We start from the raw sequence: 12,432 nt of genomic DNA, 5'->3' as shown, positions 1-12,432 counted from the left end.
GTCTTCCCTCCTGCCGGTTAGGCCTGGAATCTGCCAAGCGTCGAAATGGCCTGCTGACGCAGTTCGTCCGCGTCCTTCAGGAACTTGGAAACCGATTCATAGGCACGGGTGATTTCAATCAGACGGGTCACCTCGTAGATGCCATCGACATTCGATTGCTCCAGAGCGCCCTGCACCACACGAAACCGGTCGGGCACACCCGCGTTTTCGCCTTGGTAAAGGGTTTCGCTCAGTTTCTGCAGTGCCTGATTGTCTTCAAAGGCCACGACCCGGACCTGGCCGCGGACGCCGAGCTCTGTTGAGATCGTGCCGTCTTCGGCAATCTCGATCAGCCCATCTTCGCGTGTGAAGGTGAGGGCGCCTGCCGATGTCAGGACCGGGCGACCTTCGGAGGTGACCAGCTGTCCCGTCGAATCCAGGTGGAAGGCACCGTTGCGCGTATAGGCTTCCGTTCCGTCCTCCATCTGGATGACGAAGAAGCCGTCTCCCTCGAGCGCCATGTCGAGGTCGTTGCCGGTCAGCTTGAAGCTGCCATTGGCGAAATCCGTATGCGTCTTGTAGTCATGGACGTAGGAAAGGGTTTCGTCCTGCGTCTGAAATTCGGTCGCTTCGGCCACCGGCATCAGATACTCTTCAAACAGCAGGTTCTGCGTCTTGAAGCCCGATGTGTTAATGTTCGCCATGTTGTTGGCGACCACGTTCAGTTGATTCCGTAAGGCCGTTTGCCGTGACAAGCCGACTAGCTGTGCGTTCTCCATCGTGAACGGTTCCCTTCATGCTCCCCGATGAGCCGCCGGATCTCCCCAGACCTTCGGGCTCGTTAAGGTTAATGCACGAGGCGTGCCAGTTTTTAAATCCTTGGGAAATCTGGGTAAAAGACCAACGGGGCAGGTGCGTGCGGCAAGAGATTCCGGCAGAAGTTAACCACTTGGCAATTTTTGCCCGGTGACTCGCGTGAATGGATTGGTAACCAATCGTTAACCATTAACTCTTTAGTAATAAATAGAGCGCGCGCGAGCGCCAGGCTGTAAGCGGAGTGCGGAATGACTGACGAAAACGCCGCAGCCGACGACGACGGCGATGATGGTGCGGAAGGTGCCGCCGGGGGCGGCAAGAAAAAGCTGTTCCTCTTTGGCGGCATTGGCCTGGTTCTGCTGCTCGCTGCAGGTGGCGCGGGCTATTACTTCTTCATGATGGGCGACAGCATGCCGGCGCCCATGCCGGGAGACCCGGACCAGCCTCAGGTGGTTCAAAAACCGGTGGTCTTTTACGACCTGCCGGAAATGACGGTCAATTTGGCGACGGACGGGCGCACCACCTACCTGAAGGTGAGGATCGCGCTGGAAGTCGAGAATCGTGCAATGATCGAGCAGATCCAGCCGTATCTGCCGCGGATTCTGGATGCATTCCAGATCTACCTCCGCGAATTGCGCCCTGCGGACCTGGAAGGGTCTGCTGGTCTGTTCCGCTTGAAGGAAGAATTGCTTCGGCGGATCAATCTGTCGGTCTATCCGGCAAAGGTTGAAGGGGTGCTGTTCAAGGAAATCCTTGTTCAGTGAGACGTTGAATGGCTGACATCGACGACGATGACGATCTGTCCGAAGAGGACATGGCGGATGCGTGGGGCGCGGCTCTTGCCGAGCAGGGCGCCGGCGGGGACGATGATGAAGATCTCGCTGCGGCCTGGGGTGCTGCTCTAGAGGAGCAGGGCGCCGGGAACTCTGACGATATGGCAGCCCAGTGGGCGGCCATGATCGACGACAGTGAGCCGGATCTGGAAAATGCCACGCGGGGCGCTGACCGTGTCCTGAACCAGGAGGAGATCGACAACCTCCTCGGCTTCAACATTGAAGACACGATCGCCGGCGACCAGAGCGGCATCCGGGCCCTTATCAACTCGGCAATGGTCTCCTATGAGCGCCTGCCGATGCTGGAAATCGTCTTCGACCGCCTGGTGCGGCTGACGACGACCTCCTTGCGCAATTTCACTTCCGACAACGTGGAAGTGTCACTGGACTCCATCAGTTCCGTGCGTTTCGGCGATTATCTCAACTCCATCCCGCTGCCGGCCATTCTGGGCGTGTTCAAGGCGGAGGAGTGGGACGGATTCGGCCTGATCACGGTTGAATCGAGCCTGATCTATTCCATCATCGACGTTCTGCTTGGCGGCGGACGAGGCACGTCGGCGGTGCGTGTTGAAGGCCGGCCCTATACGACCATCGAGACCGGTCTGGTGCAGCAGATGGTGGCGCTGATCCTTCAGGATGCCGAGCAGGCCTTCGCGCCACTGTCGCCGGTGCATTTCAACCTGGAGCGCCTGGAAACCAACCCGCGCTTTGCCGCGATTTCCCGACCGGCCAACGCCGCCATTCTTGTCGAGCTTCGCATCGACATGGAAGACCGTGGCGGCTCGGTCGAGATCATGATGCCCTATGCCACTCTGGAGCCGATCCGCGATCTGCTCCTGCAGATGTTCATGGGCGAGAAATTTGGCCGCGATCCGATCTGGGAAGGGCACCTGGCAACGGAAATCCACGCAGCCGAGGTTGATATCGATGCCGTGCTTTACGAGACCTACCTGCCGCTCGGGCGGGTGCTCAGTCTCGACATTGGTCAGACGCTTGTCTTCGACAAGGAGCCGAGCGATCCGGTGATGATCAAATGCGGCAATGTCCCATTGACCGAGGGAACGCTCGGCAAGGTGGACGACACGATTGCCATCCGCGTCGCAAAGAATTTGCGCAAGCCCAAAATGACACTGGCGGCTTTCGAGCGCGCCATGCAGAGCGAAATGGGGGACCAATGAGCACTTTGCCACTCGGGATGATTATTGAAGGTCTGGTTGCTGTCCTGCTGGTGATCACCATCGGTTACTGCTGGACGCTGAACCGCCGTCTTCAGCGGCTGCGGGCGGACGAAGAAGTGCTTCGCGCGACCATCTCTGAACTGATGACAGCAACGGAGATTGCCGAACGGGCGATCCTGGGTCTCAAGACCACGGCAGCGGAAGCTGATAAAACTTTGGGGCATCGCCTTAAGCAAGCGGAAACCATGTCTCATACCCTTGCTGGCCAACTGGGCGAAGGTGAGAAAGTCTTTACCAAAATATCCCAGATTGCCGACGCAGCCCGGATGGCGTCGCCGCAACGCGAGCCCGCGCCCCGGCAGCATGGCTATGCACCTCAGCCCTCGCTGGAACCGCAATACCATGCGCCCGTGGCGGAGGATTTTGCACCGGTGCCAGCGGCGGAACCGGAACCGCGTCGGAGCAGCCGGGCCTCTGATATCCGCAGTGCTGCTGCGGAAGCGACCGCACGGCTGGAACAGTTCCGTAAACGCAATGGTGCTGCTGCATGAACTTGAGACTGCTGCCATTATTGGGAGTTTCGGCGAGCGCATTGCTCGCCCTGAAGCTGCTTGGCCTGACGCTCGGGCCGGAAAGCGGCGAGATTTCCATCAATGGGGCAGTCGCGCAGGAAACGCCGGCGGGTGGTGATCAGCAGACCATGGACATGCCGGAAATGGCCGATGGGCAAGGCGAGGGCGCCGCTATGGCACCGCCGCCGCCGCCAGGGGAGCTCCCGGACCAGCCCGTTCTGCCGGACAGTCTCGAAATCGGCGGGTCGGCTGCCGAACGTGCTGTGCTGGAAAGCCTCGGTAGACGGCGGGAGTCCCTGCAGCAGCAGGAAGGGCAGCTGGACCTGCGTGAAAAGCTGCTGAAGGCCACCGAAGAGCGCATTCAGAAACGTGTCGACGAGCTGAAGAAACTGGAAGAGCGGATCGAGGCTGCCGTCGAAGAGAAAAAGAAGCAGGAAGAAAACGAGATTGCCGGCCTGGTGACCATGTATGAAAACATGAAACCAAAGGATGCGGCGCGGATTTTCGACCGGTTGAGCCTGCCGATCCTGATGAAGGTCGTGCGTCAGATGAAGCCCCGGAAGATGGCGGACATTCTGGCCAAAATGCATCCGGAAGCCGCAGAGAGGCTGACGGTTGCAATCGCCAGTAACGCTTCCGAGCCCGTCCAGCCGGCTCAGCCGGTGCGGGCACAGGCGCCGGCGCAGGATACCTTGCCGAAGATCCCCTCAAACTGACCTGAAAAGGCTGTATTTGCGCGGAACGCGTAAGGGCGCGTTAACAAGACCAGACCTAAAATAGAGTGTTGGCGTCATCCGAGGATTTACCATTTTGCCAGGACCGTTCCTGACATCAGAAAACAGCTACCGTACTGCCGTTGCCGGCGGTACGCCGCGTTGGCTGTATCTGATGGCCGGCTTCTGGTTTGTCCTGATGCTCATGATGGCCGTTCGGCCGGTGCAGGCCCAGCCTCTCGAGCCCGTTGAACTCAATGTCTCGCAGGAAGAAGGCTTCGGCCGTATCGTGCTGACCTTCAAGGACCGGACGCTCCTGCCGATCTATGATGCCGTGATTACCGGCGGCGTCCTGCGGATCTCGTTTGAAGAGCCGATCGACATCAATGTAGACGACGTGCCGCTGGATCTTGGCGACTATGTCACCATCGCCCGCCGCGACCCGGATGGCAGTGCGATCCGGTTTGCGCTTAAAAGTCAGTATCAGATCAATACGCTTGAGGCGGGTGAGAAGCTTTTTGTCGACATCCTGCCAATGACCTGGCAGGGCCTGCCGCCTGGCTTGCCGGATGATGTCGTTCGCGACCTGGCCAAGCGCGCCGAAGAGGCCATGCGCAAGGTGCGGGCCCTGGAGCAGGCACGCCTAAAGGCCCAGGAAGGACCGGAAGTCACGCTTCATGTGGGTGAGCACCCGACCTTTACCCGGCTGGTGTTCGACTGGTCGATCAAGTTCGACACGGCATTCGTGCGGGAAAACGACATCATCAAGGTGACGTTCAATCACCCGGCCCAGCTCGACATTGCCCATTTGCGTGCGCACCTGCCCCAAGGTGTCATTGACGCAACCTCCTTCCTGGATCAGGGCAAACTGAAGTTTCTGATGCGCGTCGAGCCTTCCGTGGATATCCGCGCTTTCCGGGAAGAGCAGACCTATGTGATCGATGTCACTCCGGAAAACATGGAAGCCAATGATCCGGCCAACGCGCTGATCAACAAGGAATTGTCTGTTGCGGACAACGAGAACCGCAAGGACATGATCACAGCGCCGGGTCTGCGCGACACGCGCGAGGTGAAAAATCCACGCGGTCTGCCGCCGGCGGGCGCAACCACAACAGCCAGTGGCGGTGTCCTGAAAGAATCGCGGGCCGATGAATCGCCGGCCTATACAGTCATCCCCATCGGCGATCCGGCCGGTGCCGACGGTGCGAGAGCGCCAGCGCCCCCCGCACAGGGTGAACAGGCGCCCGACCAGTCCGCTGCGGTGACAGGCGAACCGTCGCCGGAAGCCGGGCGGGCGACCGCGGAACCGGCGCAAACCGCAATGGTGCCCAGAACCAAGCCGGTTGTGACCGCAGAAGGGCCTCCACAGGATGGCGACGACGGAGGCTCTGGAGTTTCCGCTGAAACGGACATCGCTGCTGCAGAACCTGTTGACCCGACGACCGCCCCGGCGGTCGAAACGCTTCCTGCCCCGGAGCTTGCTGCCGCCCAGGCGCTGCCCCGGTCGGAAGAAGCAGCTGACGATGCCTTGACCACGGCCGCTATTTCACCGGCAGCCGTTTCGGGAGAAGCCGAGAGCGACAGTGGGCCTGTGCTGCCGCAGGGTGCGGTGCAGGTCGCGCAGGTCGATCCGGGCGCTTTGCCGCTTTCGGAACCGATGCCACAGGAAGATTTTGAACGGCAGGCGCCGATGCTGGACCTGTCACAGCAGCAGATCGAAGAGCCACAGGCGGAGGCTGTGCCGGAAAACAACGGCATCCCGACCCTGCAGCCTGCCGAGGCGATCAATCGCGGACAACAGCCCAATGCGCCATACAGGGCGGCGCCGGTTCAGATCCAGAACAACCCCACGCTCGGCGGCAGCGATGTGCCGGCGGGTATTCAGCTGCCGGACCAGCCGGCCCCGGCCCAGGAGGCCTGGCGCGCCAATGGCGGCCGTGATCTCAACCAACCTGCGGCCTCTCCCGAAACACCACCGGCAAGTTTTGCGCAGGAAGTGCGCAACTTCGTATCGGCCGAAGCCCGGCGCATCGGCAACACGGTGCGGGTGGTGTTTCCGTTTTCCGAACCTGTCTCCAGTGCCGTCTTCCGCCGCAATGACAGCATCTGGCTGGTGTTCGACACCGATGCCACCATCGACACACGCGGCATGGTGTCAGCGCTCGCCGAAACGGCTGAGACCATCGAAGTCAAACAGTTTGACGACTACCAGATCCTGCGTCTGGACATGAATGACCCGGTTCTGGCAACTGTCGGCGTGGACGGCAATGCCTGGTCGCTGGTGATCGGCGATCTAATCCTGGAACCTTCGCGGCCCTTGCAGCTTGAGCGGAATGTGCGGGGGGACGGGGGCTCTGTGCTCCGTGTGCTGTACCAGGACCCGCAAAACATCCGCCAGGTGACCGATCCGTTTGTCGGCGACTCGATTTCTCTGGTCACGGGGTTTGGTCCCCCGCGCGGGCTGTTGAAACCACAGAATTTTGTCGATCTGGAAGCGCTCAGCTCAGCCCAGGGCATCGCCGTGGTTTCAAAGTCCGACGGCGTCAAGATGAAGATCCTCGGCGACGATGTCATCATCGAGAAAGAGGGGGGGCTGGCTCTCTCCAACAACTATTTGCGTGGTGGCACGGGCGCTCTGAACAATATCGTCGATCCGGATGATGGAAACTACGTCGAGTTCGTTTCCCTCAGCACCGAAGGACCGGGTGCGTACCGCTCTCGCTTGCTGGAGCTGCAGGACAAGCTCTCCCGTGCGCCGGAAGGCCGGCGCCGCAAACCTCTTGTTGCCCTGGCGCGCTTCTATCTGGCGCACCAGTTCGCCCAGGAGGCGCTCGGCCTGATGAAACTTGCCCTGGAAGAAGAGCCGGCCCTTGCCGAGGACAGCTCATTCAACCTGATGATGGGCGCAGCCCAGACAATGGCGGACAGGCCTGAACTGGCCTATTCGCATCTCAACCGGCCGGATCTGAAAAACAGCCCGGACGCTGCTGTCTGGCAAACGCTCGTCGACGTCAAGCTCGGCAACTGGACCTCTGCGCGCATCGCCATGCCGCGGGGCCGCGCCGTCGTGGGCAACTATCCGACTGCCATCCAGACCGAGTTCAAACTGGCGGCTGCCCAGGCGATGGTCGAGGTCAATGATTTTGGCGTCGCCAATGGCATTCTGGCAGAGATCGAACCGTCCGAAGTCACACGGACGCAGGCCGCGCGCTACGACATTCTGCGCGGACGGGTTGCCGATGCTTCTGGCCGGTCGCAGGAAGCCCTGACCGTGTTTGACCTGGTGACCCGGTCCGACGACCGCCCGCGGGCGGCGGAGGCAGAATATCGTGCCTTGCGCATCCGCTACAGGGACGGAGAACTGACGATTGACGAGGCCATCGACCAGCTTGCTGGCCTGGCCACGTCCTGGCGCGGGGACGAGATCGAACTCAAGACACTGCGCTTCCTGTCACAGCTTTATGCGGAGCGTGGGCAGTACCGGGAAGCGTTCGAGGCGATGAAGTCGGCCGTGCAGGCCGAGCCGGATGCCGACACGACGCGATTGTTGCAGGAAGAGATGAACGGCCTCTTCAACGCCCTGTTCCTGGATGGCAGGGCCGAAGAGATGCCGGCGGTCAAGGCTCTGGCCCTGTTCTACGATTTCCGCGAGATGACGCCGATTGGCCGTCAGGGCGACGAAATGGTACGTCTGCTCGCCAAGAGGCTGGTTGAGGTCGATCTGCTGGACCAGGCGACGGAGCTGCTGCGTCACCAGGTCGACAACCGGTTGAAGGGCGCGGCACGGGCGCAGATCGCGGCAGACCTGGCTGCCATCTACCTGATGGACCGCAAGGCGGAAGAAGCGCTCCGCGTTCTGAACAGGACGCGGCAGGCGAGCCTGCCTTCGACCCTTGAGCGTCAGCGCAACATCGTCGAAGCGCGTGCATTGACCGAGAGCGGTCGGCCTGACCTTGCCCTTGAACTGGTCCGCAACATGCGCGGGTCCGACGTCGACCGGCTGCGTGCCGACACGTTCTGGGCGGCGGAAAGCTGGCGCGATGCCGGTGAGCAGCTGGAGGCCATGCATGGCTCGCGCTGGTCCGACAACATTCCGCTGGACAACCTCGAGCGCAGGGACATTCTGCGGGCCGCGATTGCCTATTCACTTGCCGGTGACCAGCTCAGCCTGGAGCGGTTGCAGAACAAGTATATGAACAAGATGGCCGACAGCGCCGAGGCCTTCGCCTTCGAGGTCGTCACCCGGCCTATCGAAGCGCAGGGAGTTGAATTCCTTGAGGTCGCCAACAGGCTGGCAGATACGGATTCCCTTGAAACCTTCCTTGCGGAGTATCGCAGGCAGTACATGTCACCAGACCGCAGTCCAGATCAGACAGCGGATGCAGCCGGCTGAGCCTTCCCGGTTCATGAAATCCGGATAAGTTAGGTCGCCACCTTTTGCATCTCGGGCTGAGCTGCGGTTCTGCGCGGCTTTTTCAGTTCCGCCTTGTAGCGCATGACCAGTTCGGGAATTGACCTTGTGCTGCGGTCGAGCCATTCGCAGCGCGCTTTCAGAAAATCACGATAGGTCTTTTCATGGATGCCGGTTTGCAACATCAGACGCATGATGGCGCCGTCCGCATCGGATTTCAGGGTGTCGGCAACCACATCGTCTGCAAGATTGATCTTGCGGCCGATCAGCCAGATTGCCGCATCCAGGCGGGTCTGTTCGAACAGGGTGCGCAGGATCGCGTCGAATGACAGTTCGCCATTGGCAATCTGTATGCTGGCCTCATGCCTCGAATAGTGCATGCCGTCCAGTTCGACACCACCGTCGCGCTGAGCGCCCTCAATGGTGCTGGCAAGACGGATCAGGTCTCCGCTTTCCAGGGCTGATTTGAGTGGGGGAGGCACCAGCGGACAATTGGTCTCCAGAATGTCCATCTGCATTTCCATGAATTCTTCGTCGTTCATGGCGCGTCTTGCGATCCCGGCGAGCACTTCAGCTTCGGTATTTGCAAAGATCAGGAGAGCCAGTGTGCCCTTGATGGAAAAGGGGGCTTCCAGATTGTCGAGGAGCGCATGCACGACATTCCTGCTGGCGCGCGCGATCAATGTGTCGGTGATTTCCTCGCTCAGGTCGGCGCGGTGTGCCATGGACAGACGCTTGTTGTTGCCGCCGTTCTTGGCCAGGGCCATGAGCGCATCCTGGCTGATCATGGGCGAACACTCGATCACCGGTTCCGACAGCTCGTAGTCTTCCTGTGCCAGTCTGTCGGCCAGGTCCGGGATGATCCGGTCCGTTTTGGCCAGCCGCACGACCAGTTCGTAACGGGCAGCCCGATCGAGCTGGTCGAAGACCGAGAGCACGATCCTGGAAAACAGTTCCCGTTCGGTCTCGGTCGGGTCGTGCTCCTCCGAACGGGCATACTCGCCGACAAGCGTTCGGATGAGTTTCGACCGCGCCTCGGGTTCCTTTATCCTTGCGAGCTGTTCAAGCTGATCTCTTAACACTGACCTGCCGCTATTAAAAATGGGAGAGACGTCTCCCCTCTGGGAAGTTCAATATTTCAGTTTCTTCTTAATATTCTTCTACTTTTGGCAGGGCTGCTCGCCCGTCAGCCACCGCCAAAACTCTTCACCAGTGAACCGGCCACCAGGTTCCAGCCGTCGACAAGAACAAAGAAGATCAGCTTGAACGGCAGCGAGATCACCACGGGTGGCAACATCATCATGCCCATGGACATGAGCACCGAGGCAATGACCAGATCGATGATGAGAAAGGGCAGATATAAAAGAAAACCGATTTCAAAGGCGCGGCGCAATTCCGAAATCATGAAAGCGGGAATGAGCGTGGCCATCGCCAGGCCTTCGGGCCCTTCCGGCGCGTCCTGGCCGGAGAGCTCCTGGAACAGGGCGAGGTCCTTTTCGCGCACCTGGGACAACATGAACCTGCGGAACGGATCCGAAGCGCGTTCATAGGCCTGCTCGATTTCGATGTCGCCGTCGACAAGCGGCTGGACGCCCTCATTGTAGGCTGCCTGGAGTGTGGGCATCATGATGAAAGCTGACAGGAACAGGGCCAGGCTGACCATCACCATGTTCGGGGGGGCCGTCTGAAGCCCGATGGCGGAGCGAAGCAGCGACAGCACCACCACAATGCGCGTGAAGCTTGTCACCATGATGAGGATCGAAGGGGCAAGGGACAGAACGGTCAGGAGAATGACGAGCTGGACTGCTCGTTCCGTCAGGCTGGCATCGTCTCCGAAACCAACGGAAATTTCCTGCGCCAAGGCAGGCCCGGCAGTCAGGAGCAGGAGCGCTCCCAGAAGTGTGGCTGTCCCCACCTTCCAGTGCCGGCAGCAATATAGAAGGGCACTCGTCCTCAATTCGAGGGCCCACCCAGTTCGTCCAGGATCTTGGCCATTTCGTCTTCGATCGGGTTCCTGTCTCCAAGGGTTCCGGTGGGCCGGGGGGCAGCCTTCACCGGTTCGGCCGGCTTTTTCTGTTCGGTTGGCCGGTGCTGGATGGCGGGTGCGGTATTGGTCGGCGCCTGGTGTGGCGTGTCCTGTTTGACCGAGGCATCCTGGGTGGCCGGCGTATCCTGCTCGGCTGGCGTCTGATCGGAGCCGGCTGGCGCTTTCTCTTCACTGGCGGCTTCAGCAGCCGGCGTCCCGGTTTGCGGCAGATCCTCCAGAAGGTCGTTCATGTCGAGGGTGATATCCGGCGACTGTTCAGGACCACTCGCGTCTGGTGTCGAGGCATCGCTTGCGGTTTTGTCATCTGTCCCGGATGCCACGTCAATCTTGTCCTGATTGGCCTCGTCCTGATGGTCTGTACCTGTGTTGCCCTCGGCTTGCTCCGAAACGTCCTTTTTGATCTCAGAAGCGGTTTCGGCAGCTGCGGGAGCGGTCTGAGCGTCTGCGTCACCGGCGGTCGACGCATGCGCGTCTGGGATATTGTCGGCGACGACCGCGGCTGCCTGTGAGGTTTCCGTGGATGATGTCTCGGTTTCGGACTGTGCGCCTGCAGCGCTCATAACCGGCTCGACCTTTTCCTGTGCGCTCGCGGTTTCCCTTGGTTTCAACAAGGCTGTTTTGGCACGCGCCGCCGGACCGGAGGCCGGTGGGGAAATCGAATGCCCGCCATAAGACGGCCGTTCGCGTGGACTGAAGGGCCTTGCAAGGGATTTCAATTTCGAACTGGCGGACGAACCTGAAGCAGCGGAGGGTGTCTCCAGAGGGCTGGCAGCCGCTTGGGCAAGCGCCGCTGTTTCCCCTTTGCTCGGGCTGGCCAGGTTCTCGGACGTTTTCGTCGGCTCTTTTTTATCCTTGCCGAAGGTTCGGCTGAAACCGTTCTGGGCGGCGGCTTTCAGGAGGTCCGCTGCGCGGTCCGGGCGCTTGCCTGCACTGGAACTAGTTGCGAGCGGCGTTTCAGGCGCCGCCGGGCTGGCAATGGGCGGTGTCGCTTGCGGCGGCGGCGACGTTTCAGCGGATTTGGCCGAGACCGGAGAAGCCGGGCGCGCCGCGCTGGCAGACGGCATCTCGCGCGTCTGAGGCACAGGGACAGCGCGCGCAGGCGGGGGGGCAGGGCTCGCGGCAACGGACGGCGCCGGGGGGCGGGCCTGATCCAGAAGCGGGGGGACGGGCTCGTTCTGGGCGGCGAGATCGTCCGGTCGTGCCGGAATGTCGGGGCCAGGGGCGACCGGTGCTCTCACCGGAGCCTGGTTTCCAAGGCTGGCCGTCTGTCCGGGGCGCTGTTGTGTGAGCGGGGCATTGCGCAGAATGTTCTGCTCAACAACGACATCGCTCGGCCCACCGATCAGGATGAGATGTTCGATATTGTCGCGTCGCACCAGAACAAGGCGCCGTCTGGCATCAATCGTGGCGCTGTCCATGACGGCGATGCGCGGTTGCCGGTTGCGGTTCGGGCTGGTCTGGCCGCCCATGAGGCGCTTGAGGATGAAAATGAACAGCGCAAACAGCAGCAAGACGACTGCAAGCGCCAGAATGACGGCAATGGCCTGCGTGACGCCCCCGCTCACATTGAATGTGGTTTCGATCCAGTTGTACATTTTGCCCTCGTGCCGCCCCGCCTGCGGATTGAACTCGATTGCAGGTTACCCCGGCTTCTTGCCTCAATTGGGGAAGAACGCCTTTATCCCCAGTAATTCCTGATGCTTCGCTTCGGACGGCCCGGCTCTCCAACGCACTCGGTAGCCTTGCTTTTCTCAGTGCCGGAGCCGCGCTCCTTATGGAAATCTGATTGCCGGTTGCTTGCTGAGCCGCTGCGAATCTCACTAGGCCTTAAAGTTAACAGAAGCAGGCAAAATTTGCCTGTCGGGGCCATGGCTCTTTTTGCG

9 protein-coding genes are annotated in these 12,432 nt (G+C 60.7%); 5 read left to right on the top strand and 4 right to left on the bottom strand.

The window, feature by feature from the left end; genetic code table 11:
- Positions 1 to 17: 17 nt before the first annotated feature.
- A complete protein-coding gene (gene flgF / locus ACO6TG_RS04910) occupies positions 18 to 758 on the bottom strand; it encodes a flagellar basal-body rod protein FlgF (RefSeq protein ID WP_422377140.1) in 741 nt (246 codons plus the stop codon).
- A gap of 285 nt (positions 759 to 1,043) precedes the next feature.
- Here flgF and ACO6TG_RS04905 point away from each other — a divergent pair, with 285 nt between their 5' ends.
- From ACO6TG_RS04905 to ACO6TG_RS04885, 5 genes are all read left to right on the top strand, one after another.
- A complete protein-coding gene (locus ACO6TG_RS04905; RefSeq protein ID WP_422377139.1) occupies positions 1,044 to 1,559 on the top strand; it encodes a flagellar basal body-associated FliL family protein in 516 nt (171 codons plus the stop codon).
- Between the two features lie 17 nt (positions 1,560 to 1,576).
- Positions 1,577 to 2,806, top strand: a complete 1,230-nt coding sequence (gene fliM / locus ACO6TG_RS04900; RefSeq protein WP_422378843.1) for a flagellar motor switch protein FliM — start codon at positions 1,577 to 1,579, stop codon at positions 2,804 to 2,806.
- Positions 2,803 to 3,357, top strand: a complete 555-nt coding sequence (locus ACO6TG_RS04895) for a DUF6468 domain-containing protein (protein WP_198338388.1) — start codon at positions 2,803 to 2,805, stop codon at positions 3,355 to 3,357. The genes fliM and ACO6TG_RS04895 overlap by 4 nt, the downstream gene beginning before the upstream one ends.
- Complete coding sequence (locus ACO6TG_RS04890) at positions 3,354 to 4,094, top strand: MotE family protein (protein ID WP_422377138.1); 741 nt, start codon at positions 3,354 to 3,356, stop codon at positions 4,092 to 4,094. Before ACO6TG_RS04895 ends, ACO6TG_RS04890 begins: the two co-directional genes overlap by 4 nt.
- 172 nt (positions 4,095 to 4,266) lie before the next feature.
- Positions 4,267 to 8,484, top strand: a complete 4,218-nt coding sequence (locus ACO6TG_RS04885) for a hypothetical protein (protein WP_422378842.1) — start codon at positions 4,267 to 4,269, stop codon at positions 8,482 to 8,484.
- Positions 8,485 to 8,513: 29 nt separating this feature from the next.
- Here the strand turns inward: ACO6TG_RS04885 and ACO6TG_RS04880 are convergent, their stop codons facing one another.
- From ACO6TG_RS04880 to ACO6TG_RS04870, 3 genes are all read right to left on the bottom strand, one after another.
- A complete protein-coding gene (locus tag ACO6TG_RS04880) occupies positions 8,514 to 9,584 on the bottom strand; it encodes a DUF2336 domain-containing protein (RefSeq protein ID WP_422377137.1) in 1,071 nt (356 codons plus the stop codon).
- Between the two features lie 104 nt (positions 9,585 to 9,688).
- Positions 9,689 to 10,417 carry a flagellar type III secretion system pore protein FliP gene (gene fliP, locus ACO6TG_RS04875; protein ID WP_422377136.1) on the bottom strand — a complete coding sequence of 243 codons (729 nt, stop codon included), beginning with the start codon at positions 10,415 to 10,417 and terminating at the stop codon, positions 9,689 to 9,691.
- Positions 10,418 to 10,455: 38 nt separating this feature from the next.
- A complete protein-coding gene (locus ACO6TG_RS04870) occupies positions 10,456 to 12,144 on the bottom strand; it encodes a flagellar biosynthetic protein FliO (protein WP_422377135.1) in 1,689 nt (562 codons plus the stop codon).
- Between the last annotated feature and the right edge of the window lie 288 nt (positions 12,145 to 12,432).

This window comes from Roseibium sp., assembly GCF_965233565.1.
GTDB lineage: Bacteria > Pseudomonadota > Alphaproteobacteria > Rhizobiales > Stappiaceae > Roseibium.
Note: the sequence above shows the minus strand (reverse complement) of the source record. Positions and strands in the feature narration are given on the sequence as shown.